The sequence below is a fragment of the Pseudomonas sp. SBB6 genome (assembly GCF_024213215.1).
GTDB classification, from domain to species: Bacteria; Pseudomonadota; Gammaproteobacteria; order Pseudomonadales; family Pseudomonadaceae; genus Aquipseudomonas; species Aquipseudomonas donghuensis.
This window is the reverse complement of the sequence record NZ_JANAVH010000002.1, coordinates 1-21,457: the sequence shown is the minus strand read 5'-3', so window position 1 is coordinate 21,457 and position 21,457 is coordinate 1. Positions and strand designations below refer to the sequence as shown.

Genomic DNA, 21,457 nt, shown 5'->3' with positions numbered 1-21,457 from the left:
AAATGAGAGACCGATCACAGTTTCAATTACAGTTGTTCGCTGTTTCGATCCCCGGCCAAGTTAGTAATGCCACGGGCTCATGTGCAATAGTACAAGTGTGCTAGTGCCTGCGGATTAACCCGCCGTTATGCTGCTACGGACTCAGGTGAACAGTCTGTTCAGTGTTATTAACGTTATCCGCCGGGTCATGGATTGGCATGTTATTCAGGAGCGAAGCCGTGCACGCACGGCGTGACAAGGCGTTGGGCAGTGTACTGCTGGTCTCGCCCGTACCCCTGCGCTGGGCGGCCCTCGCGGCGCTGCTGTTCAGCGTGCTGTTGATCGTGTTTCTGACCTGCGCCAGCTACACCCGCCGCGCCACCGTGACCGGTGTGCTGGTACCCCAGGGGGGCCTGATCAAGGTGTTTGCGCCGCAGGCGGGGGTGGTGCAAGGCCTTGCCGCAGTCGAGGGGCAGACCGTCGAGGCGGGCGCGACATTGATGGCACTAGGCAGTGACCTGTATGCCGAGGCCGGTGGCGCGCAGGTCGCCATCAGCCGTTTGATCAAGCGCCGTAACGATAGCCTTACCGAGGAGATCGCCACTACCCGGGCGCTGCACCTGCAAGAGCTGGAGGGCAAGCGACGGCGCCTGGCCGTGCTGGACAGCGAGCAGCACAAAGTCGTCACCCAGATGGACATCAGCCGCCAGCGCCTGGGCCTGGCTCAGGGCATCGCCGCGCGCTACGCCGACCTGCAGCGCCAGGACTACGTGTCCCGCGACCAGCTTCAGGAAAAGCAGGATGCGGTGCTGGAGGTGCGCCTGCGCAGCGAAGAACTGAGCCGTTCATTGCTGTCGTTGCGCAACGATATTGCGACGTTGCGCGCCGAGCTTGCCGAGTTGCCGTTCAACCAGGGCAAGCAATTGGCTGAGCTTGAGCGGCGCTTGTCGCAGAGCCAGGGCAGCCTGCTGGAAAGCGAAGTCAAACGCCAGGTGGTGATTACCGCGCCGGCCAGTGGCGAAGTGACGGCCATTGGCGTGGTCAACGGCACCCGCGCCGACAGCAACAGGCCACTGCTGAGCATCGTGCCCAAGGATGCCCAGCTGTACGCCGAACTCTATGTGCCCAGCCGTTCGGTGGGCTTCGTGCGCCCTGGGGATGCGGTGCTGCTGCGTTATCAGGCTTATCCCTATCAGCATTTTGGCCTGGCCCGCGGCACTGTGGCGTCGGTGTCGCGCAGCGCGCTGCCGGCCGATGAAATCATGACCGTGGGCGGCGTCTCCGAGCAGCAGCGCGAACAGGGCCCGTTGTACCGGGTCAGGGTCACCCTCGAACAACAAAGCATGCTCGGGCGCGGATTGAACGAGCGCTTGCGCTCGGGCATGCAACTGGACGCAGACATCCTGCAGGAGAACATGCCTCTCTATGAGTGGCTGCTTGAACCCCTGCGCGGCATAGGGAAACGCCTTTGAACATTCGCCAATCGCTGGCCTTCGGCATCGGCCGCAAGCTGCCCATGGTGCTCCAGGCCGAAGCCGCCGAGTGCGGCCAGGCCTGCCTGGCGATGATCGCCGGTTACCACGGCCAGCACCACGACCTGTTTTCGCTGCGCCAGAAGCTGTCGCCGTCAATGAAGGGCGCGACCCTCAAGCAACTGATGGCCATGGCCGCTCAGTTGGGCCTGGCCAGCCGGCCGTTGCGCCTGGAGCTGCACGCGCTGGGGCAGTTGCGATTGCCCTGTGTGCTGCACTGGAACTTCAACCACTTCGTGGTGCTCAAGGAAGTCGGGCCGCGCGGGGTAACCCTGCACGACCCGGGACGCGGGGTGTGCACACTGTCGTTCGATGAAGTCTCGGCGGCGTTCACCGGCGTGGCCCTGGAGCTGTGGCCTCAGGGCGACTTCCAGCCGGGGCCGGCCAACCCACCGCTGCGTTTGCGCCAGTTGCTGGGCCGGGTGCAAGGTTTTGCCGGGGTGCTGAGCCATGTGCTGTTGCTGGCGGCGGCGCTGGAGCTGTGTATTGTGCTCAGCCCGTTTTTTTTGCAAACGGTGATCGACAAGGTTCTGGTCAGCGCCGACCTCGACCTGCTGGCGGTCCTGGCGATCGGTTTCGGCTTGCTGCTGCTGATGCAGCAAACCCTGGCACTGGCCCGCTCCTGGGCCTTGATGTACCTGGGCACCTTGCTCAGCAGCCAATGGCAGATCAATGTATTCAGCCACCTGGTGCGCTTGCCCGTGGCCTTTTTCGAGCGTCGCCACCTGGGCGATATCGTGTCGCGCTTCGGCTCGCTGAAATCGATCCAGCACACCCTGACCACCTCGTTTGTCGAGGCCTTGCTCGATGGCCTGATGACCCTGGTGACCCTGGGCCTGATGTTCGCCTACAGCCCGCCGCTGGCGCTGATCGCACTGCTGGCCATGGTCATCTATGCACTGGCGCGCTGGGCCTGGTTCGGCCCGTTGCGCCGCGCCAGCGAAGAGCAACTGGTGCACGCCGCCCGGCAACAGAGCTATTTTCTGGAAAGCATGCGCGGGGTGCGCACCATCAAGTTGTTCGGCCATCAGGAGCAGCGCGCCAGCACCTGGGGCAGCTTGCTGGTCGAGGAAATCAACGCCGGCTTGCGCCCGCAGAAACTGGAGTTGGCCTATCGCGCCTTCAACGGCCTGTTGTTTGGCCTGGTGACGTTGCTGGTGATCTGGCTCGGCGCAAGGCTGGTGCTCGAGGGCCAGTTCAGCGCCGGGATGCTTATCGCTTTCAACGCTTACAAGGAGCAGTTCAACAGCCGTGTAGCCGGGCTGATCGACAAGCTGGTCGATGTGCTGATGCTGCGCCTGCATGGCGAGCGCCTGGCCGATATCCTGCTGCAGGTACCCGAACACAGGCAGTGCCCGGCCGCTGACGACAGCGACGCCGATGAGCGTGTGCCGAGCCTTGAAGTGCGCCAGCTCAAGTTCCGCTACGGCGAGCATGAACCCTATGTGCTGGACGAGGTGTCGGTGCGCATCGAGGCCGGGGATTCACTGGCGATTGTCGGCCCCTCGGGCGGCGGCAAGACCACCTTGCTCAACGTCATGCTCGGCATCCTCGCGCCCAGCAGCGGCAGCGTGTTGCTCGACGGTGTTGCCATCGATAGCCATAACCTGGACCGCCTGCGGCGGGTCAGCGCCACGGTGTTGCAGGACGATGTGCTGTTCGCCGGCTCGATTGCCGACAACATCAGTTTTTTCAGTGCCGAAGCCAACCCGCGCTGGGTCGAGCAGTGCGCGCGCATGGCTGCGGTGCATGATGACATCGCGCAGATGCCCATGGCCTACAACACCCTGGTGGGCGACATGGGCACGGTACTGTCGGGTGGGCAGAAGCAACGCATCTTGCTGGCGCGGGCCCTGTACCGGCGGCCCAAGCTGCTGTTTCTCGATGAAGCCACCAGCCACCTCGACATCGCCAGGGAGGCGGCGGTCAACCAGGCGCTGCAAGCGCTGAACATCACCCGCATCATTGTCGCTCATCGCCCCGATACCATCCGCTCGGCGCGCCGGGTGCTGGCGCTCGACAACGGCCGGGTGGTCTATGACGGGCCGCTGATCGAGACGGATGAGCACGCGCCAGCCGAGTCGGGCGAGATTATCCGCGGTGCGGCGTCGTCATGAACCGGCACCTGCTCAGCCTGTGTCTGGCAGGGTTGCTGGCAGCCAGCCTGGCTGCGCCGGGCAGGGCCGCCGAACCGCTTGATGCCTGTCCCGGTCGCGTGCAGCTGGACGAGCCGCTGGGGTTGTCCACGGCAGTCGCCATTGCCCTGTGCGCCGATCCTGAAGTGCGCGAAGCCTGGCTGTCGCAGCTGAGCAGCCAGGCCAACCTTGATGCCGAGCACTCGGCGTACTGGCCGACCGTACAAGCCCAGCTCAGCAGCGGGCGAGCGAGCCGCAAGACGCGCTATGACAACTTTCCCGAAGCGGACTCAACCTTGAACACCCGCACCAACAGCTATGGCGTGAACCTGAGCTGGGTGCTGTATGACTTTGGCCTGCGGGCGGCGAAAGTGGAGGGCGCCCGCCAGTTGTTGAATGCCGCCGCCAGCAGTCGCGTGGAAAAAATCCAGGCAACGGTGCTCGACACCAGCAAAGCCTTCTACCAGGTCCAGGCCAACGCCGCGTTGCTCGAGGCCAAGCGCAGCGCCGAATCGCTGGCGGCCAACAGCCTCAAGGCGGCCACGGCCAAATACCAGGCCGGGGCCGGCGAGCAGACCGACCGCTTGCAGGCCCAGACCACCCATGAGCAGGCGCAACTCGAACGGGTGCTGGCCGAGGGTGAATACGCGGCGGCCCAGGGTGCCCTGGCCAGTGCGCTCGGGCTGTCACCCTCGGCGCCGCTGAAGCTTACGGCCTTGAACGAGCCAGCGGGGCAGGAGGGCGAGTTCATGGCCAGCGTCGATGCCCTGATGGCGCAAGCCAGGGCCCTGCACCCGGCCATCGAAAAGGCCCGCGCCGAGTGGTCCGCCACCCGCGCCAAGGCGGATCAAGCGCGTGCCGAGGGGCGCCCGAAGGTGTCGCTGTTCAGCAGCTACCAGCAGGAGGACACACCGATCGACCAGGTGTCGACGCGCCAGCAGATCGAGACCTGGAGTGTCGGGGTGCAGATCACCGTGCCGCTCTTCGATGGCTTTCTTAGCCGTCGTCGTGCCCGTGCCGCCGACTACGAAGCCGGTGCCCGCGAGCAGGCGGTGGAGCAGGCCGAGCGCACGGTCGCCCTCAACGTCTGGAAGAGCCGCCAGACTCTGGATGCGCGCACGCGGGCGCTGGCGATCAGCCGTAGTTTTGTCGCCAGCGCCGGGCAATCCCATCAGGTGGCACTGGGGCGTTACAAGGCCGGGGTGGGCAGCATCATCGAGCTGCTCAGGGCACAGAACGAGCTGGCCATCGCCGAGCAGCGGCGCGTGGAGTCGCTGGTCAACTGGTACACCGCCCGGTTGCAACTGGCGGCGGACCTGGGGCAGTTGAACGGCGCGTTGTGAGCTTGCCGGTGCATGAAGCCGCTAGTGGTAACGCCCTCGGCAGGCGTCCAGCGCGTTGAGCAGGTGCTCTTCGGGTATTGAATACTGCTCAAGATCCGCTACAGGCAGCGCCTGGCCCTCGTCGGTTTCCACCAGCATCAGCGCCAGCTGTTTTTGCTGGAAGAAGGCCAGGATGTCGCGAATGTCGCTGTCGCGCTGGACATGGTCATTGCCGTAAAGCTCAGCGCTGTAGAAAAAGCCCTGCGCGCCAATGGCCAACAGCTTGCGGGCGCCGCTGATCGACATCTTCAGCCGTTGATGCAGAAACACGGCGATTTCCAGGTCACTGGTGGGTGAGGCGCAGGCAATGCTGATCCTGGTCATGTTGTATAAATCCTCACGTATGTCCGCTGTCTTCATGACTAGAATCAACCTGCCATTCACCAATCGTGGAGAACCAGGATGAGCAATAAAACAACCATCTGCCTCTGGTACGACGGCACCGCGCTTGAGGCTGCAACCTTTTACGCGCAAACCTTCCCCGACAGCAAGGTCGGTGCGGTGCATCGGGCGCCGGGCGACTTTCCCTCAGGCAAGGAGGGGGATGTGCTGACCGTGGAGTTTACCGTGTTGGGCATCCCCTGCGTGGGGTTGAACGGTGGGCCGATGTTCCAGCATAACGAGGCGTTCTCGTTCCAGGTGGCGACCGAAGACCAGGCGGAAACCGATCGCTTGTGGCATGCCATTGTCGGCAATGGCGGCCAGGAAAGCGCCTGCGGCTGGTGCAAGGACAAGTGGGGGCTGTCGTGGCAGATCTCGCCACGGGTGCTGGTCGAGGCGGTGACCAGCCCAGACCGTGCTGCGGCCAAGCGCGCCTTCGAGGCGATGATGGGGATGCGCAAGATTGACATTGCGGTGATTGAGGCGGCGGTCAGGGGAGAGTAGCAACCCAATGTGTTGTCTGGGCTGGCCTCATCGCGGGGCAAGCCCGCTCCCACAATAAGGGTGGGAGCGGCGGTGCGACGCCTCGACTTGACCCGCGATCGAGCGCGAAGCTGTGCCCTCAGAAACCCAGGGTCGCTGACACCAGGTAGGTGCGCGGCGTCGACAAGGTCAGCCCCGCCTCACTGTCATCCGAGGCGCCCGCCGAGGCCCAGTAGCGGTCATCCAGCACGTTCTCGACACTGGCGCGCAGGGTGATGTCCTTGTCATCGACCTTGAAGGCATAGCGTGCACCGAGGTCGTAGCGCTCCCAGCCGTCGATCTGCTTGCTGTTGGCCTGGTCCAGGTATTGCGAGCTGGAATGCAGGCCGCGAGCCGTCAGGGTCAGGCCGGCGAGGGCCGGCACGTCATACTCGGCGCCCAGGCTGACGTTGTACTCCGGCGTTGCCGGGGCGCGGTTGCCATCGAAGCTGCCGCCGACGGTGTCGGTCAGTTCGCTGTCGATGTACATCACCCCACCCAGCAGGCGAAAGCCCTTGAGCGGCTCGCCAAACACATTGAGCTCGACGCCCTTGTTTTCGCGCTTGCCGTTGGGCCCGAACACCCGGGTGCTGGCATTGGTCTCGTAAGCCGGCTGCTTGATGCGAAAGGCGCTGGCGGTCAAGGCGAAGCTGCCCAGATCATATTTGGCACCCACCTCCACCTGGCGGCTGATGAACGGTGCAAAGATCTGGTCTTCGTTGATCGAGGTCGACGGGGCGATCTTGCCCTGGCTCAGGCCTTCCATGTAGTTGGCATACAGCGAGAGCTGGTCGGTGAGCTTGAACAGGATGCCGCCCGAGGGCGAGACCTTCTCTTCGTCATAGGCGGTGTCGCCCTTGATGCCATCGCTCCAGTCATCGACCTGGACCCGCTGCCAGCGCGCGCCCAGGGTCAGCAGCAGGCGCTGGTCGAAAAAGCCCAGGGTGTCGGACAGCGCCACGCCGCTGAAGCGGTTCTCGGTATAGACCTTGGGGTCCGAGCGCAGCAGGGGGCCGGGAGTAGGGGTAGGGCGCGGGTTGTAGAGGTTGCTCGGGCGCGCCGCATAACGCCCGCCGCCGTTTTCGAAATCCATGTAGAAGTAGTTGGCGGCGAGGTTGACCTCGTGGCTCACCGGGCCGGTTTCGAACCAGTTGCGCAGGCCGGCGGTGGCGGTGCGCACGTTCTCGTCGCGGGTGAAGTCGCGCGGCTGGACGCTGAAGTCACCGGCATCGTTGGAGACCGGCACGTTATGGCGGAGGAAGTCGTGGTTGCTCTTGCGCGCGCCGACGGCGCCGTAGGCCATCAGCGAGTCGTTGATATCGAATTCGGCGTTCACCGCGCCGAAGGTGTCGTTGGTGCGCGCCTTGCTCCAGGCCTGGGCGTAGTTGCGCCGCACCTCCTCGGCATCCGGAACCTTGGCATTGGCGCCGACGATCACCCCCTCCTGGGGCGCATCGGTGTTGCGCTCGGTATGGCCGATATCGGTGGACAGGCGCAGCCGCTCGCCGCGAAAGTCCAGGCCGAGCACGGCCATCTCGCGGTCGACGCTCTGCTGGTCCCATTCGGTGTCGCCCGATTGCTTGACGCCGTTGAAGCGCAGGCCGAACTTGCCGTCCTCACCAAAACGCCGGCCGATGTCCACGGCGCCGCCGATCTGGCTGCCTGAGGCGTAGCTGCCGGTAAACTCGGTGATCGGTTTGTCGCTGGCGCGCTTGGGCACCACGTTGATGCCGCCGCCGACGCTGCCGCGTGGGGAGATGCCGTTGATCAGCTGGCTGGGGCCTTTGATGATGTCGACGCGGTCGGCCATTTCCATGTCGATGGAATAGGTCGGCAGGATGCCATACAGGCCGTTGTAGGCGACATCGCTGTTGAACAGGCTGAAGCCGCGAATAGTGAACTGCTCGAAGCGCCCGCCAGCCGGGTTGGTGGCGCGCACCGACGGGTCGCTGGCGATCAGGTCGCCGAGGGTCCGCGCCTGCTGGCCCTTGATCGCCTCGCTGGTGTAGGTGGTCATGCTGAAGGGGGTTTCCATGAAGTCGCGCGAGCCGAGCAAGCCTTGCGAGCCACGGCGGGCGACCTGGCCACCGGCATAGCGTTGGCCATCGTCGTCAGCGCCGCTGTGGGCACCGAGGATGCTGGTCGGGGCGATTTCCACGGCGTCGCCGCGTTGCGGTGCCGGCACCAGGGTGTAGGCGCCCGCCGCCACCGGTTGCAGTTGCAGGCCCGAGCCCTGCAGCAGCCGGGCAAACCCTTCATCGACGCTGAAACTGCCGCTCAAGCCGGCGCTGCGCTGGCCATTGACCAGGGCCGGGTCCACCGACAGGCTGACCCCGGCCTGGGCGGCAAAACGGGTCAGCGCCGCGCCCAGGTCGCCAGCCGGCACCTGGTAGCTGCGGGTGGTGCTATCGGCCAGCGCACACAGCGGGGCCAGCGACGCCAGGCCCAGCATCAGGCACAGGGTCGGGGACGAAAACGAAGACGCCAGGCGCGTTCGGTGGCGTGTCAGTGCGGGCATTGTTGCGCTCTCTTTTGGGTTCACATGCCCTTGATGACAAGCGAGCGAACAAAAGGGGACAGGGATTTTCGCAAATCATGCCACGCATGACGATGGCGGGTCTGCTCGCTGATCAGGCCGGGGCGCAACACGCGCGTGGTGAAGCTGACCGATGCCGGCCATCAGCGATCAACCCTTGGCGCGCCAGATCACCGGCCAGTATTGCTCGTTGATGCTGTCGCAGCGCCACATGGTCCGGCGGTCCTTGAGCTGCATGGCCGTACCGTCGTATTGCCAGATCGAGCTATCGCCGCAGTCCTTGCCCATCTCGCGGAAAACCTTCAACTGGCCGCTGACCGGGTTGAAGCTGATCAACCCGTACAGGTCAGGGGCAAAATGAGCCTCGGGGGCCGCTTTGAGCTCAAGCGGCGTCGCCTGGTAAGGGGCCGTGCGCGAGACGCGGTAGAGGCTGTGGTTGCAGCCGTCCTCGGCACAGCCGTAGCGCAGGCGCACCAGGGCGTGAGCCGGGTCCAGGGGGTAGACCTCGGCCTGGGCCTGCCAGTTTTGATGGGGCGCAGCGCTCAGTTCGTCTTTGCTCAAGGCGATCATGTAGTCGCTTATGGCCTGTTGCTCGGCCTCGCTCAAGGCCGGTGCCAGGGTGAAACGCGGCAGTTTGGGAGTGGCCGGGGCCGGCGGCACCCGGCTGTCCGGCTGGTAGCCAGGGCGCACGAATGCACTGGGGTGGCCGATGCGCCCTTGCACCGAATCCATCAGCAGCAGGGTGGCGCTCAAGCCCTGCAGCGACACCCGGCGCTCACCAAAGTTGCTGTTGGAACTCAGGGTGTCGCTGTTGCGCAGCTCGCGCAGCTTCTCGACGGCGGCGTCGTTTTCCAGGTAATAGTACTCACGGCCCTGGGAGCCCATGTGCCATTTTTCGGTAGGGCGGCCATCGAGGTGAAACTCGTAGCGCAGGGCGACGTCATCGTAGCTGATCGCACTGACCCGGGTGCTGCCCTTGGCGCCGGCTTCGCGAACGATGTACAGGCCCATCCCTGGGTTGTCGGTGCTGCCCGATACTGCGGTGCAGCGGCGGGTGTTGTCGCAGGCCACCCGCCAGTCCTGGAACACCCGGGTCAGTGGCACCGGTTCCGGTGTTGTGGCTTGGGTCAGGGCGGGAAACAGGGTAAGGGCCAGCCAGGTCCATCTTGCTGAAAACATCGTGGGTTGATCCTGCGGTGTCGATGAAGGGCGGCATGATCGCACCTTGGTGGTAGTCTGGCAGCTGTTTAGGGTCAACCAGCGCAGGAAGCCTTGTGATCGCCATCCGTCCCGTTTTACCCCATGAATGGCCAACCTACCGGGATCTGCGCCTGCGGGCACTGCAGGATGCACCGGATGCCTTCGGCAGCACCTTCGACGCAGAGTCGCAAAGGGCCGATGACAACTGGGCGGCGCGCATCGCGGCCGCCAATGCCAACGCTGACGACCGGGCATTTTTCGCGTTCAATGGCGACGCGGTATGTGGGTTGGTCTGGTGCAAGTTGGCCGCTGCCGAGCCCGCAGTGGCGGATCTCTATCAGATGTGGGTCGATCCCGCTTCGCGCGGCTTGGGCGCCGGCAGTGCCTTGCTCAAGGCGGCACTGGAATGGGCGGCAAGCGTTGCGGTGCGCCGGGTTCGCCTCGGCGTCACGCTCGCCGATAGCCCGGCGATGCGTTTGTACCAGGCCCATGGCTTCCAGGCGGTTGGCGCCCCGGAGCCACTACGGGAGGGCTCCAGCCTGATGTCCCAGGCCATGGAGCGCCGGCTGGTCGCTTAGTCCTCAAAGCGCCCCGACGCGTCGCGATCCCGTTCGTAGTGCCTGCTGATCGGGAAGGCCGGCAGCCAGGACTCGCGGCGGATGGTCCAGCTTTCGTAGGTGGGCGTGAGCAGGTCCGGGGCATCCAGAGAGCCCAGGTTTATCTCGACTTCATCGCCTGAGCGGGCGAACACCGACGAGCCGCAGCACGGGCAGAAATAGCGCCCGGCGTAGTCACGGGTTTCGCCCTCGAGGGTGACCGCGTGTTCGGGGAATATCGCCGAGGCGTGAAACAGCGCGCCATGGTGCTTGCGGCAGTCCAGGCAGTGACAAAGGCCGACCCGGTAGGGGCGTCCCGAGGCTGCAAAGCGCACATTGCCGCACAGGCAACCGCCGGTGAATCGGTCCATGGTGCGTCTCCTGTCGCGTATTGCGAGCGCGCTAGCGCAACGCCATGCTGTTATCAAGAAACCTGCGAGGGATCGTAATGGATATTGGACGCTTACTGAAAAAGCGGCAATTGAATGTTCAGGAGCAAACTATCAGCACTTTTCAACGGCCAAGCGAGGTACTGGAAAAGGCTTTGCCGCAATCGCCCTACAAGTGCGGCATGAGTTGCTGTTGCCAGCAGACTGAATGCGTTGCGAAACGGTAGCGCTGGCGCTTGTTTATCTCTTCAGTCCCCATACTTCATTTCTACAGTCCACCTCCAGTTCCTCAAGAAAAGCCGCCAGCTGGTCCACCTCAAGTAAGGCGAGTGTCAGCTCAGCGGCGTCTCGCAGAGGCTGCCACTCCTCGTGCTCGAACATCAGCCGGACCCCGCAATCGAATGCTGTCTCGGGTAGTTCGTTGCACATTTCCCAGACCCGCTGCAACGGGTTGCGCACCTGAGCAGGCATTGCGCTGCCGCAGACAGTCAGCGCGTCATGCAAGGGCAACATCTTTACCGACCAGGTTTCACACGCCCGGCAGGGGTGGATGGCATCTTCTTGCGCACTGGCGCTCATGGCCAGAAAGGTCAGCCCTTCAATCGCCTCGCACACCGCCAGCACGCGCTTGTACTCTGCCTGCCCGTACCAGTGCCATAGGGTGGTGGGAAATTCCATTATCAACTCCGTGATTGCAAGCGCCGGAGCCTGCGCTTGCGTAGGCCAAATCATACCCGACGTTTTTCATGTGATCATGTCCGGCCCAAATGGCAGGATTGAACGCAGGGGAGGCTATGCCACCACTCACCTGGGACCCGTTCACCTACCCATCCTGACCGAGCTGCCCGGCCCAGGTCAGTACCCGGTCATTTCCAGATAGCCCTTGCCGCTCACACTTCCACTAAAGTGCACGGGCCCTTCCCAGTACGGAAAGCGCGTAGACATCCACGCGTTCGGCTCCAGTGCATCGACCTGCACATCCACGCCATGCGCCGGCACCTGCACGCGCCAACGGGTGGGCACCTTGCGGCCGTTTTGCTGCTTGCTCCAGGCCAGCTCATTGAGCTGGACCTGCTCACCCTGCAGTGCCTGGGCGCGACCCTCGGCGCTGATCCAGGTGCCTGCGCGATAGGGCGCGCCTTGTGTCTCGCGCACGCGAAACAGCATCAGTTTGGCGCCGCTGTCCAGGTGCAGGGAAAACCAGTCCCAGCCCGACTGCCCGGCGGCTAGGGGCTGGCTGCTCCATTCGCGGTCGAGCCAGGCACTGCCGGTCACCGCAAGGCGTTGGCCGTCGCGTTCGACCTCGCCGCTGACCCGGTAGAACGGCTGGCTGTAATAGTACGACGCCTGGCCCTTGCCGGATTTTTCGCTGTAGCCCTGGGTGCCATGCAGCACCAGCGGGCCGGTGCTGACCAGGTTCAGGGTGTAGTTGAAGCCCTTGCCGTTGGCGGTCATTTGCAGGCGTGCGAGGTCGTTGCTGCCCTGCAATGACCAATCGTTGATCCAGGCCCGAAACGGCGTGGCTTCGACGCCCGCCTGGCCAATGCCACCGCGCGCCAGGGTTTCGCTGGACTGATGGCCGCCAGGGCCGGTGAGTGCGGCATGGCCCATCCACAGGTTGGGGCTGTTCCAGCCGGTTGTTTCCGGGCCGGGGCGCAGGGCCGAGCGGAACAGCGTCCACTGCGCGCCCCAGTCACGTCCCTGGTTGTCCTTGAGGTTGGCGGTGACGTACCACCACTCGATGCGAAAGCCATTGTGGGCCGCGTGGTCGAGGGGGAACACCAGCGAATGGGCGCGCGTCACCTGGCTGAAGGCCGCGGCGTCCTGGCCCAATCCGGCAAAGCCTTTGGGCGTTGGCGCAGGCTGGTCGCAACCGCCCAGCAGCAACAGGCCGATCAACAGGCAGCGGTTACGCTTCATCGGCAAATTGCCTCAACAGCGCGCTCGGCTGGCGCCGCGCCAGTTGCCACAACGGCCAGGCGCTGGCCAGCAGGCTGGTCAACAGGCCGAGCAGCGCCAGTTGCAGCAGTTGCGTGGCAAATACATGCAGGGGCAGGCGCCAGCCGAAGGCCTGGACATTGACCACCGCCACCAGGCACCAGGCCAGCAACAGCCCCAAGGGGATGGCCAGGAGCACGGTCAGGCTGCTCAGCATCAGGGTTTGCCCCAGTGACAACCACACCAGGTGGGTGCGCCGCACGCCCAGGGCCCAGAGGGGGGCCAACTGGCCCAGGCGGCTCTGGCTCAGGGTCAGCAGGCTGATGAACAGGGCGATGCCCGCCACCCCCAGGGTCAGGCTGTTGAGCGCCGTGGTGGCGGCGAAGGTGCGGCTGAAGATCTCGGTAGACCAGCGTTTCAAGCTGGCTTGCTCGACCACGCGGCTGTCGTCCAGGGCGAAGCGTTGTTGCAGGTCGGCTTTGAGCGGCGCAATACCTTCAGGCACCAGGTTCAGGCTGATAGTGCTCAGCTTTGCCTCTGGCAGGTGCCCGCGCAGCCAGTCGGCATTGACCAGCAGATGCCCCTTGGGGTTGCCATAGTCGGCATAGATGCCGACCACGGTCATGGCCTGGCTCGGTAGCTGCAGGGGGTCGCCCACCTGCACGCCCAGGCGCCGGGCCAGTTGTTCACTGAGCATCACCGCCCGACCGCTGGCCAATTGCGCCCAGGCCTGCGGGCGTTGTTCCAGCAATGGCCAGCGCGCAGGGTAGGCGGGGTGATCGATGATGCCCTGGACTTGTACCGGCCACTGCTGCAAGCGTATTTCTGCACGCCAGCTGGGCAGCAGCACGGTGACTGCCGGTTGCCGGCTTAGCCACTCAGCGATCTGCAGGGCCTGTGTCGTGTCCTGGGGGGTGAGGTAAAGATCGGCAGAGAGGCGCTGGTCGAGCCAAGCGCTGAAGGTCTTGCGAAAGCCCTCGGTCATGCTGCCCACACCGACACTGGCGGCCAACGCCAACAGTAGCGCCATCAGCGCCAGGCTCAGGGCAGGGAGCTGCTGGCGGCTGTCGGCGACAAACCACTGCGCCAACGGCCCACGACACAGGCGTGCCAGCCAGGCCAGCGCGCCATCGAGCAGGGCGGGCAACAGCAACGCTGCCGCCAGTAGCAATGTGGCGAGCAGGAGCAAGGCACTGGCCAAGCTGTTGCCCCATTGCCAGCAGCCCAACGCAACCGCCAGCAACAGCCCGGCCGCCAGCGCCTGGCGGCGCAACCAGGGCCCTTGGGCCAGGCGCCAGGCTTGCGGCTGCGCCAGGGCCAGCAACGGTAAACGGGCAGCACGCAGCACGCTGCTCACTCCCGCGAGCAAGGCACCGAAGACACTCACCACGACCCCCGCCAGCCACCACCAGGCCGGCAGGTTCAGTTGCCCGGCCACCTGGGCGCCGTACAGGCCGCGCAAGCTGGCGGCGACATCAGGTAGCAACAGGGCGGCCAGGCCATAACCGCTGGCGACTCCGGCCAGGCCGCCGAGTACGGCGAAAACACCCAGCTCCAGTACCAGGGCGATCAACAGGGTGTTCAAGCTGATGCCGCAGGCGCGCAGGTTGCGAATCAGGCCGCGGCGCTGTTCCAGGGCCAAGCCGATGGCGGCATGGGCGATGAACAGCCCGACGACGAAGGCCAGCAGGCCGAGGGCGGTGAGGTTGAGGTGAAAGCTGTCGGTCAGACGCTGCAGGTCGCCGTCGTCGCTGGGCGCGTGCAGGGTCAGGCGCTCGGCGAGCTCTGCCGGCAAGGGCCTGGCCTCATCGCCCACCAGCAATCGCGACAATTGCCCGGGTGCGTGCAACAACGCTTGTGCATGGCCGATATCCACCACGATCACGCCCGGTGCCAACTGCGGCTGCACCACCAGGGGCGGCAACACCTGACCGTCACTGCTGGTAGCTCGCCCAGTGGCATCCACACCCAGTTGTCGCAACGTATCGGGGCCCACCCAGGCTTGCCCCGGTATGCCGGTGAATGCCTGCAAGTCGAACCCTTGCAGCGAGGTGCCGGCAACGGTCATTGCCGCTGGCAGGCTCAGCGGCTCGATGCCGATCAGGCGCACCGTCAGCGGCTGCTCGCCGGCAAAGCGCAGGCGACCCTCCAGCACCGGCGACAGCTGCCAGCCGAGCTTGCGCAGTTGCAGATACAGCGATTGATCGAAGCGCTCACCGCTACGGGCCTCCAGCTGCGCTTGCGCAGGGCCGGTCAGCACCGCACTGGCGCGGGCGTAGTCGGCCCGGGCCTGACTGTTGAGCGCCTGCACCCCGGTCCACAGTGCGGTGGCCAGCCACAGGCCGGTAAAGATGCTGAAAAACTGCAAGCGATGGCGCCGCCAATGGCTCAGCAGTGCCTGCAGGGTAATCAGCAGCGGGCTCATCACAGCGCCTCGCGCTGTATACGCCCGGCATGCAGGACGCAGCGCTGCTCCAGGCGCGCAGCCTGGCGCGGGCTGTGGGTGACCATCAGCAGGCTGCTGCCGGCCTCGCCGACCAGTTGCAGCATCAGCGTCAGTACCTCATCGCTGCTGGCTTCGTCGAGGCTGCCGGTGGGCTCATCGGCCAGCACCAGTGGCGGACGGGCGGCCAGTGCCCGGCCAATGGCAACCCGCTGCTGCTGGCCGCCGGACAGTTGCTCCGGGTAGCGCTGCAGCAGGCTGGCGAGGCCAAGGCGGGTTGTCAGGTAGTCCAGCCAGTGCTGCTCACAGCGCGCCGCCAGCCGGGCCTGAAAGGCAAGATTGGCCGCCACATCGAGGCTGCTGATCAGGTTGTACTGTTGGAACACCAGGCCGATGCCTTCCCGCCGCCAGCGTGCCAGGGCGGCTTCTGAACGTCCGTCCAGGGGCTGGCCGTCGATCAGGATGCGCCCGCTGTCGGCGCGATCGAGGCCGGCGACCAGGTGCAGCAGGGTGCTCTTGCCGCTGCCGGACTCGCCCATCAACGCCAGGCTGCTGCCTTGGGCCAGGTGCAAGTCGACGCCTTGCAGCACCGGTAGCGGGCCTTGGGCGGTACTGAAGGACTTGTGCAGGTGTTCGATGACCAGCATTGGACGGTTGTTCCTTGCAAACGCGGACCTGGGTACAGGAATAGCAGTGTTGCCGGGCTTTGCACGAATCACGGTAGGTACCGGCTGGGTTGCGACCGCTTCGCGCTCGATCGCTGGCCAGCTGCTCCCACAGGATTTGGAATGGTCATTCACCGATGATTTCGTGCACGATAGCGCGGACTCAATCGCGAGCGTTGTACATGAAACATGAACTCTGGGTGGAACCGGATGACTGTCAAACCTTCTGCCTGGCTGGGCCCCGCGGTGACAACGCGCGGGCGCTCATGGGCGCCGGCTCAAGGCTTGTGTGGGAAGTCGAAGCTGACAGTTATTTCGATGCAATGAGCCAATACTATGCCTACATGGACTGGGGAGAGTACCGAAGCGACTATCCCGAGCAGGATAAAACCTCCTACAAAGCGCTTGGCTGGTGCGACGAGGACCAGCCCTGTCAACGCGAGCCTGCATGAACAATCTCCTCGCCAGACTGATCCGCGATTACCAGGCAAGTGTCAGCGCCGCTGCCGAACTCATGCAACGCTCAGGTATCCCGAGACCCTCGAGCGCTATGGCGTGGGTGACGATGGACATCCCCCCATCGCGGCGAGCTTGATGGCGGCGTTGGTTACGTCAAGCACGGTTACGGCTGTGCGGTTCACCTGCCCACCGGCCCCACCTGGCGGTTCAGGCCCTGTTCGGCCAGGGCCGCATCGGTCGGCGCGAAAAAGCCGCCGCCATCGGGTGAGACGATCACGTGCTCCAGCGCGCAGAACTGCGCCAGGGTCGGACGCCGCTTGAGTCGCGGGTGATCGACCCGCTCGGCGGTGATGCCTGTGCCTTGTGGTATCGGGTCTGTGTCGTCAGGTGTTTTTAGCGCTCGCGAAAAAATACGCCACCAGCGCATTGGCATGGCCATGGCCCATACCATGTTCGGCTTTGAGCCAGTTGACCATCTCCATGTGCTTCTTGTCGTTGACCGTGCCAAGTTGGTTCAGCCAGTGGCTGATGGGCTGGCCGTACTTTTTCTCGATGGAGGGGAAGTACGAAGCTGGCCCTTTTACTTTTGTCTCTTCGCTCATGACGCGTGCTTCCTTTTACGTGGATGGAATGGGAGGTGACCGAACTCATCCTCTCGACTCGGCCACCAGCAACAAGGATTGCGGCAGCGGGTTTTGCGGATGCTGCGGCTCCTGCAGGGCGATCAGCCTGAACCCCGCCATGTCCAGGGCATTGATCCAGCTGGACAAGGTGCGCAAGTACCAGGGCATGGGTTGCCATTGGCCCTGAAAACCGGCAAAGGTCTCTTGCCGCCAACCGTCCTGATAGTCGCCTGCAGCGGCCGTCCACGGGTGCAGGGTCTGGATCACCAGGGCGCCGCCAGGGGCGAGCAGGGCGTTCATGGCGCCGAGCAGGGGGATGATGTCCTGGTGCAGCAGGGCGAAGTTGGCGCAGATCAGGTTGTAGTCGCGGCCAATATCTACCTGCGCTTGTGCCAGTGCCTGGTAGCTGGCCAGGTGTACCTGAGCAGCGCCTGCTGCCCGCGCCGCTTCCACCAGGGTCGGGTCGCCATCGACGCCCACGGCATCGATGCCGCGCTTGGCCAGCGCCCGCAACAACCAGCCTTCACCACAGCCGAGGTCCAGCACGCGTTCGGGCTGGCGGCCGAGCACGGCCAGCAGAATGGCCTGATCGGTAACCATCAGGCGGCTTTCGATGGCGCCGCTGCGGATGGCTTCGATCCAGGCCCGGGCGTTGTGTCGCCAGCTTTGCAAGAGCTCGGTTTCAGGGGCGGGCATTGCGCTCTCCAGTCGACGGTACCTGCTCAGTCTAGGCAAACGAGCCGGTGCGTACCTCTGCGTTAAGCACATAACGTGCAACCAGCACTCCGCTTGGCGTGCTGCTCGATTGCGCCAGGGTAAATGCCGACGCGTGTGCCTGGTCGTCGAACCAGCGCTTGCCACGCCCGAGGATGATCGGGTGGATCAACAGCCGCAGTTCATCCACCAACCCTGCCGCCAGCAATTGGCGCACCAGCTCGCCGCTGCCCTGGGTCAACAAGGTGTCGCCCGCCTGTTGCTTGAGGGTACGGATCGCCTGCGCCAGCTCCCCGACCAGGGCATGCCTGACCATAGTCGAACCAGGCGCGGCAAAATCGACAGTGCGCTGATCATCTGTGTACTATCGCCCCCAGGCCAATGCTGCCTGCCGCTCGCGCCCTCAGGGCATGGTGAAAGCATGTGAACAACTCCCGAACCCTGTCGCTTTTCTTGCAGTCGAAGTTTGGCAACGCGAGCACCCTGTGGCCTCGACTCCAGGAGGAACGATGATTTCACTCGAACAGGCCAAACAGATGGCCAAGCGTCTGCGCGTGTCGCTGCAAGCCCAGAGCCCGCAGCTTTCCCATTCAGGCGCGCTGGAGCTGGTGGCGCAGCAGCTGGGTTATAAAGACTGGAACACCGCCGCTGCGTTGTTGCCTCCGGACAGCCCGGCAGCGGCGATCCGCTTCGACAAGCCCATCCCCATTCTGCGCAGTTTCGATGAAACCAAGGCCCGCGAGTTCTATTTGGGGTTCCTGGGTTTCAGCGTCGAGTTCGAGCACCGTTTCGAGGCTGACCTGCCGCTGTACCTGGGCATCAGCCGCGATGGCCTGCAGTTGCACCTGTCCGAGCATCACGGCGATGCCAGCCCGGGCGCGACGATCTTCGTGCCCATGCACAATATCGAGCCACTGCGCGACGAGCTGCAGGCCAAGCGTTACGGCTATGGCCGGCCGGATATTGTCGAGCAGGGCTGGGGCAAGGTGCTGGAAGTCTATGACCCGTTTGGCAACCGGATCCGCTTCTGCCAGAGCTGATGGACCCTGATAGAGCTGTGCTGGCCTCATCGCGGGTGAAGTGGCTCAACGCACGCGCTGGGCGATCCACTGCCGGTACTGGCGGGCGCGCAGTGTATTGCCCAGTTGCTGGCCGATCAGCGCCCACAGCGGCGACACCTGCGGGCGGGGCGCCTTGCCCTGGCTGAGTTGGCGCAGCTGGAACTTGACCAGGGCCATGTTGGCCAGCGATGCCAGCGGCTTGTTCTTCCAGGTGATCGGCGCCAGCGCCGGCGCCGTGCCTTTGCCTTGCTGCCAGGCGCGGGGCAGGTTGGGGTCGATGGCTAGCGCCGTGCCGATGCCGACCATGGCCACGCCACTGTCGACCACCTGCTGGGCCACCGGCAGGCGGCGGATGCCGCCAGTGACCATCAGCGGCATGCTCGCCACCTTCTGCACCTCGCGGGCGAACTCCAGGAAGTAGGCTTCCCGGGCCAGGGTCCGCCCGTCACGAGCATCACCCTGCATGGCCGGGGCTTCGTAGCTGCCACCGGACAATTCCACCAGGTCGACGCCCAGGCCGTTGAGCAGTTGCACCACCTGACGGGCATCATCGGCACTGAAGCCGCCGCGCTGAAAGTCGGCGGAGTTGAGCTTGACCGCCACGGCAAACTGCGGCGCTACCACCGCGCGCACTGCCTTGACGATTTCCAGCAACAACCGTGCACGGTTCTCAAGCGAGCCGCCCCAGGCATCGTTGCGCTTGTTGCTCAGCGGCGAGAGGAACTGGCTCAGCAGGTAGCCATGCGCGGCATGAATCTCGACCCCGGTGAAACCGGCCTGTTCGGCCAGTCGCGCGGTACGGGCAAAGCGTTGGATGACAGCGTGGATCACCGTCTCGGTCATCGCCTGGGGTGGGTTGAAGTGCTTCGACAGTTTGCCCATCTCCAGCGCCACCGCCGACGGCGCCCAGGTGGGCTGACCGAGGTTGGCCGGCATCTGCCGCCCGGGGTGGTTGATCTGCAGCCAGAACTGCGCACCCTGGGCACGGCCGACACTGGCCCAGCGCTTGAACTTGGCCAACTGCCGGTCATCCTCCAGCACCACGCCGCCCGGGCCGGTCATGGCGCGGCTGTCGACCATCACATTGCCGCTGATCAACAGGCCGGCGCCACCTTCGGCCCAGGCCTGGTACAAGCGCAGCAACTCTGCGGACGGTGCCTGGTCGGCGTCGGCCATGTTCTCTTCCATCGCGGCCTTGGCCAGGCGGTTGGGGATTTCGCTTGCGTTGGGCAATGTCAGCTTGTCGAACACGTTCATGGCAACACCTCGGTTGATCGTGTCCGAACCATAACGTTAAAGTTAACTTTAATGTCAACAAGCTTTTTCAGAGGGGTGGGCGAAGTGCCAGGGCAGGGCCCTGGCACCATCGCATCAGCTGCGTATGAAGGCCAGCAGGTCGGCGTTGATGATGTCGGCATGGGTGGTGGGCATGCCATGGGGGTAGCCTTTGTAGGTTTTCAGGGTGCTGTTGCTCAGCAGCCTGGCCGACAGCAGGCCTGAATTTTCGTACGGCACGATCTGGTCGTCGTCACCGTGCATCACCAGTACCGGCAGGGTGAGGCGCTTCAGGTCCTCGGTGAAGTCGGTCTGCGAGAAGGCGACGATGCCGTCGTAGTGGGCCTTGGCGCTGCCCATCATGCCCTGGCGCCACCAGTTGAGGATCACCCCTTGCGACGGCGTCGCGCCGGGGCGGTTGTAGCCGTAGAACGGCCCGGCGGGAATGTCGTGGTAGAACTGCGCGCGGTTGGCCGCCAGCTGCGCCTGCAGGTCGTCGAACACCGACTTGGGCAGGCCGCCGGGGTTACTGGCGGTTTGCACCATCAGCGGCGGCACCGCCGCGAGGATCGCCGCCTTGCTGGCGCGGTCCTGGCCGTGGCGGGCCAGGTAATGGACTACCTCGCCGCCACCGGTGGAGTGCCCGACATGCACCGCGCCGCGTACGCCCAGGTGGTCGACCACTGCTGCCACGTCATCGGCGTAATGGTCCATGTCGTGGCCATCCCAGACCTGGCTGGAGCGCCCGTGGCCGCGGCGGTCGTGGGCGATCACCCGATAACCCTGGGCCAGGAAGAACAGCATCTGCGCATCCCAGTCGTCGCCGCTGAGCGGCCAGCCGTGGTGGAAGAGAATCACCTGGGCATCGCGCGGGCCCCAGTCCTTGTAGAAGATTTCAACGCCGTCTTTGGTGGTGACGAATGCCATGTTCGTTGCTCCTCTGTGATGTGTTTGCTGCGTCCTAGGGTTAAAGTGAGGTTTAAGGTCAATGCCCTGTTGAAGGCGAGCTATGAGAATAGGAGAACTGGCGAAACGCAGCGGCCTGAGTGCCTCGCGAATTCGCTTTTACGAAGCCAGCGGCCTGATCAGATCGGTGGCGCGCAAGGCCAACGGCTACCGCGACTACGCCCCGCAAGCGCTGTGGACCCTGCAAATCATCACCAGCGCCCAGGGTGCCGGCTTCAGCCTGGAGGAGATCCGCCAACTGCTGCCGGCCAACGCCGACGGCTGGCAGCATGACGCGCTGCTGGCCGGGCTCAAACGCAAGGTCGCCGAGATTGAAGTGCTGCAACAGCAACTGGCGCAGAATCGCGCGCAATTGCTGGTAGCCATCGACAGCATCGAAAACCGCCCCGAAGACCGCGCCTGCACCGAAAATGCACGGATGCTGATGGAGCGGTTGCTGGAACAGGGGCGAGCGGAGCAGGCCTGATCTTAATGTTGACGTTAACCTTGGACCCGCCACGGCGGCCCGCTCAGCCAACTGCCGGTGCCGTTGACGCAGGAGCTAGGCCGACGACCGCTTCGCGTTCTCAGGGTTGATGCTTTCCCTGGACTGCCCCCCTAAAGTTGGACAGTATTAACCAGCAGCCTGAGCCCTGTAGTCGACAGGGCTCAGGCCATTGAG

At 64.5% G+C, this 21,457-nt stretch carries 21 protein-coding genes and 2 pseudogenes; 9 read left to right on the top strand and 14 right to left on the bottom strand.

Annotated elements, in window-relative coordinates; genetic code table 11:
* Positions 1-197: 197 nt before the first annotated feature.
* Genes NLX68_RS03325 through NLX68_RS03315 form a run of 3 tightly spaced genes read left to right on the top strand, consistent with a single transcriptional unit; the run spans position 198 to position 4,989 of the window.
* Positions 198-1,451, top strand: coding sequence for an HlyD family secretion protein (locus NLX68_RS03325; RefSeq protein ID WP_254282667.1), 1,254 nt, complete (start codon positions 198-200; stop codon positions 1,449-1,451).
* Positions 1,448-3,628: a peptidase domain-containing ABC transporter gene (locus NLX68_RS03320; protein ID WP_254282666.1), complete on the top strand. Its 2,181-nt coding sequence runs from the start codon at positions 1,448-1,450 to the stop codon at positions 3,626-3,628. Before NLX68_RS03325 ends, NLX68_RS03320 begins: the two co-directional genes overlap by 4 nt.
* On the top strand, positions 3,625-4,989 hold the full coding sequence (locus NLX68_RS03315) for a TolC family protein (RefSeq protein WP_254282665.1): 1,365 nt from the start codon (positions 3,625-3,627) through the stop codon (positions 4,987-4,989). The genes NLX68_RS03320 and NLX68_RS03315 overlap by 4 nt, the downstream gene beginning before the upstream one ends.
* 21 nt (positions 4,990-5,010) lie before the next feature.
* Here NLX68_RS03315 and NLX68_RS03310 read toward each other — a convergent pair whose 3' ends face one another.
* Entirely contained in the window at positions 5,011-5,352 is a 342-nt protein-coding gene (locus NLX68_RS03310) for a hypothetical protein (RefSeq protein WP_254282664.1), read from the bottom strand.
* Between the two features lie 78 nt (positions 5,353-5,430).
* Here NLX68_RS03310 and NLX68_RS03305 point away from each other — a divergent pair, with 78 nt between their 5' ends.
* Entirely contained in the window at positions 5,431-5,913 is a 483-nt protein-coding gene (locus tag NLX68_RS03305) for a VOC family protein (protein ID WP_254282663.1), read from the top strand.
* Positions 5,914-6,031: 118 nt separating this feature from the next.
* On the opposite strand, the gene NLX68_RS03300 is transcribed toward NLX68_RS03305, so the two are convergent.
* Positions 6,032-8,383 (bottom strand): TonB-dependent receptor, encoded by a 2,352-nt coding sequence (locus NLX68_RS03300; protein ID WP_254283308.1) that lies wholly within the window; start codon positions 8,381-8,383, stop codon positions 6,032-6,034.
* Positions 8,384-8,617: 234 nt separating this feature from the next.
* The gene (locus NLX68_RS03295) at positions 8,618-9,646 is read right to left on the bottom strand and encodes a DUF1176 domain-containing protein (RefSeq protein ID WP_254282662.1); all 1,029 of its coding nucleotides are present in this window, start codon (positions 9,644-9,646) and stop codon (positions 8,618-8,620) included.
* 95 nt (positions 9,647-9,741) lie between these two features.
* Between NLX68_RS03295 and NLX68_RS03290 the strand changes: the two genes are divergently transcribed.
* A complete protein-coding gene (locus tag NLX68_RS03290; RefSeq protein WP_254282661.1) occupies positions 9,742-10,245 on the top strand; it encodes a GNAT family N-acetyltransferase in 504 nt (167 codons plus the stop codon).
* Here the strand turns inward: NLX68_RS03290 and NLX68_RS03285 are convergent.
* Entirely contained in the window at positions 10,242-10,634 is a 393-nt protein-coding gene (locus NLX68_RS03285) for a GFA family protein (protein ID WP_254282660.1), read from the bottom strand. The genes NLX68_RS03290 and NLX68_RS03285 overlap by 4 nt on opposite strands.
* On the opposite strand from NLX68_RS03285, the gene NLX68_RS03280 reads away from it, so the two are divergent.
* A complete protein-coding gene (locus NLX68_RS03280; protein ID WP_254282659.1) occupies positions 10,633-10,860 on the top strand; it encodes a hypothetical protein in 228 nt (75 codons plus the stop codon). The two genes, NLX68_RS03285 and NLX68_RS03280, sit on opposite strands and share 2 nt — an antisense overlap.
* A 32-nt stretch (positions 10,861-10,892) precedes the next feature.
* On the opposite strand, the gene NLX68_RS03275 is transcribed toward NLX68_RS03280, so the two are convergent.
* The 4 genes from NLX68_RS03275 to NLX68_RS03260 form a co-directional block, all read right to left on the bottom strand.
* Positions 10,893-11,330: a hypothetical protein gene (locus tag NLX68_RS03275; protein WP_254282658.1), complete on the bottom strand. Its 438-nt coding sequence runs from the start codon at positions 11,328-11,330 to the stop codon at positions 10,893-10,895.
* Positions 11,331-11,507: 177 nt separating this feature from the next.
* A complete protein-coding gene (locus tag NLX68_RS03270; RefSeq protein ID WP_254282657.1) occupies positions 11,508-12,572 on the bottom strand; it encodes a lipocalin-like domain-containing protein in 1,065 nt (354 codons plus the stop codon).
* Positions 12,562-15,015 (bottom strand): ABC transporter permease, encoded by a 2,454-nt coding sequence (locus NLX68_RS03265; RefSeq protein WP_254282656.1) that lies wholly within the window; start codon positions 15,013-15,015, stop codon positions 12,562-12,564. Before NLX68_RS03265 ends, NLX68_RS03270 begins: the two co-directional genes overlap by 11 nt.
* A complete protein-coding gene (locus NLX68_RS03260) occupies positions 15,015-15,680 on the bottom strand; it encodes an ABC transporter ATP-binding protein (protein WP_036996073.1) in 666 nt (221 codons plus the stop codon). Before NLX68_RS03260 ends, NLX68_RS03265 begins: the two co-directional genes overlap by 1 nt.
* Positions 15,681-15,880: 200 nt before the next feature.
* On the opposite strand from NLX68_RS03260, the gene NLX68_RS03255 reads away from it, so the two are divergent.
* Positions 15,881-16,150 carry a hypothetical protein gene (locus tag NLX68_RS03255; protein ID WP_254282655.1) on the top strand — a complete coding sequence of 90 codons (270 nt, stop codon included), beginning with the start codon at positions 15,881-15,883 and terminating at the stop codon, positions 16,148-16,150.
* Between the two features lie 203 nt (positions 16,151-16,353).
* Here the strand turns inward: NLX68_RS03255 and NLX68_RS03250 are convergent.
* The 4 genes and pseudogenes from NLX68_RS03250 to NLX68_RS03235 all read right to left on the bottom strand — a co-directional run.
* Positions 16,354-16,503: pseudogene (locus NLX68_RS03250) on the bottom strand (LysR family transcriptional regulator); the annotation flags it as partial.
* 37 nt (positions 16,504-16,540) lie between these two features.
* Positions 16,541-16,759, bottom strand: a complete 219-nt coding sequence (locus NLX68_RS03245; RefSeq protein ID WP_254282654.1) for a DUF4287 domain-containing protein — start codon at positions 16,757-16,759, stop codon at positions 16,541-16,543.
* Positions 16,760-16,804: 45 nt separating this feature from the next.
* Complete coding sequence (locus NLX68_RS03240; protein WP_254282653.1) at positions 16,805-17,476, bottom strand: bifunctional 2-polyprenyl-6-hydroxyphenol methylase/3-demethylubiquinol 3-O-methyltransferase UbiG; 672 nt, start codon at positions 17,474-17,476, stop codon at positions 16,805-16,807.
* A 31-nt stretch (positions 17,477-17,507) separates the two neighbouring features.
* Positions 17,508-17,801, bottom strand: a pseudogene (locus NLX68_RS03235) (dihydrofolate reductase family protein); the annotation flags it as partial.
* 202 nt (positions 17,802-18,003) lie between these two features.
* On the opposite strand from NLX68_RS03235, the gene NLX68_RS03230 reads away from it, so the two are divergent.
* Complete coding sequence (locus tag NLX68_RS03230; protein WP_036996071.1) at positions 18,004-18,534, top strand: glyoxalase superfamily protein; 531 nt, start codon at positions 18,004-18,006, stop codon at positions 18,532-18,534.
* Positions 18,535-18,579: 45 nt separating this feature from the next.
* Here the strand turns inward: NLX68_RS03230 and NLX68_RS03225 are convergent, their stop codons facing one another.
* Together NLX68_RS03225 and NLX68_RS03220 are read right to left on the bottom strand one after the other, a co-directional pair.
* Positions 18,580-19,812 carry an NADH:flavin oxidoreductase/NADH oxidase family protein gene (locus NLX68_RS03225; protein WP_254282652.1) on the bottom strand — a complete coding sequence of 411 codons (1,233 nt, stop codon included), beginning with the start codon at positions 19,810-19,812 and terminating at the stop codon, positions 18,580-18,582.
* 114 nt (positions 19,813-19,926) lie between these two features.
* A complete protein-coding gene (locus NLX68_RS03220; protein WP_254282651.1) occupies positions 19,927-20,757 on the bottom strand; it encodes an alpha/beta fold hydrolase in 831 nt (276 codons plus the stop codon).
* A gap of 82 nt (positions 20,758-20,839) precedes the next feature.
* On the opposite strand from NLX68_RS03220, the gene NLX68_RS03215 reads away from it, so the two are divergent.
* Positions 20,840-21,262 carry a MerR family transcriptional regulator gene (locus NLX68_RS03215; RefSeq protein ID WP_254282650.1) on the top strand — a complete coding sequence of 141 codons (423 nt, stop codon included), beginning with the start codon at positions 20,840-20,842 and terminating at the stop codon, positions 21,260-21,262.
* Positions 21,263-21,457: the final 195 nt, after the last annotated feature.

What these genes read in the sequence shown, in the direction of transcription:
- NLX68_RS03215 (WP_254282650.1), top strand. Translation starts at nt 20,840, where the DNA reads ATGAGAATAGGAGAACTGGCGAAACGCAGCGGCCTGAGTGCCTCGCGA.
- NLX68_RS03225 (WP_254282652.1), bottom strand. Translation starts at nt 19,812, where the DNA reads ATGAACGTGTTCGACAAGCTGACATTGCCCAACGCAAGCGAAATCCCC.
- NLX68_RS03325 (WP_254282667.1), top strand. Translation starts at nt 198, where the DNA reads ATGTTATTCAGGAGCGAAGCCGTGCACGCACGGCGTGACAAGGCGTTG.
- NLX68_RS03285 (WP_254282660.1), bottom strand. Translation starts at nt 10,634, where the DNA reads ATGGACCGATTCACCGGCGGTTGCCTGTGCGGCAATGTGCGCTTTGCA.
- NLX68_RS03295 (WP_254282662.1), bottom strand. Translation starts at nt 9,646, where the DNA reads ATGTTTTCAGCAAGATGGACCTGGCTGGCCCTTACCCTGTTTCCCGCC.
- NLX68_RS03310 (WP_254282664.1), bottom strand. Translation starts at nt 5,352, where the DNA reads ATGACCAGGATCAGCATTGCCTGCGCCTCACCCACCAGTGACCTGGAA.
- NLX68_RS03305 (WP_254282663.1), top strand. Translation starts at nt 5,431, where the DNA reads ATGAGCAATAAAACAACCATCTGCCTCTGGTACGACGGCACCGCGCTT.
- NLX68_RS03260 (WP_036996073.1), bottom strand. Translation starts at nt 15,680, where the DNA reads ATGCTGGTCATCGAACACCTGCACAAGTCCTTCAGTACCGCCCAAGGC.
- NLX68_RS03300 (WP_254283308.1), bottom strand. Translation starts at nt 8,383, where the DNA reads ATGCTGGGCCTGGCGTCGCTGGCCCCGCTGTGTGCGCTGGCCGATAGC.
- NLX68_RS03220 (WP_254282651.1), bottom strand. Translation starts at nt 20,757, where the DNA reads ATGGCATTCGTCACCACCAAAGACGGCGTTGAAATCTTCTACAAGGAC.
- NLX68_RS03240 (WP_254282653.1), bottom strand. Translation starts at nt 17,476, where the DNA reads ATGCCCGCCCCTGAAACCGAGCTCTTGCAAAGCTGGCGACACAACGCC.
- NLX68_RS03255 (WP_254282655.1), top strand. Translation starts at nt 15,881, where the DNA reads ATGAAACATGAACTCTGGGTGGAACCGGATGACTGTCAAACCTTCTGC.
- NLX68_RS03270 (WP_254282657.1), bottom strand. Translation starts at nt 12,572, where the DNA reads ATGAAGCGTAACCGCTGCCTGTTGATCGGCCTGTTGCTGCTGGGCGGT.
- NLX68_RS03265 (WP_254282656.1), bottom strand. Translation starts at nt 15,015, where the DNA reads ATGAGCCCGCTGCTGATTACCCTGCAGGCACTGCTGAGCCATTGGCGG.
- NLX68_RS03230 (WP_036996071.1), top strand. Translation starts at nt 18,004, where the DNA reads ATGATTTCACTCGAACAGGCCAAACAGATGGCCAAGCGTCTGCGCGTG.
- NLX68_RS03245 (WP_254282654.1), bottom strand. Translation starts at nt 16,759, where the DNA reads ATGAGCGAAGAGACAAAAGTAAAAGGGCCAGCTTCGTACTTCCCCTCC.
- NLX68_RS03280 (WP_254282659.1), top strand. Translation starts at nt 10,633, where the DNA reads ATGGTGCGTCTCCTGTCGCGTATTGCGAGCGCGCTAGCGCAACGCCAT.
- NLX68_RS03315 (WP_254282665.1), top strand. Translation starts at nt 3,625, where the DNA reads ATGAACCGGCACCTGCTCAGCCTGTGTCTGGCAGGGTTGCTGGCAGCC.
- NLX68_RS03275 (WP_254282658.1), bottom strand. Translation starts at nt 11,330, where the DNA reads ATGGAATTTCCCACCACCCTATGGCACTGGTACGGGCAGGCAGAGTAC.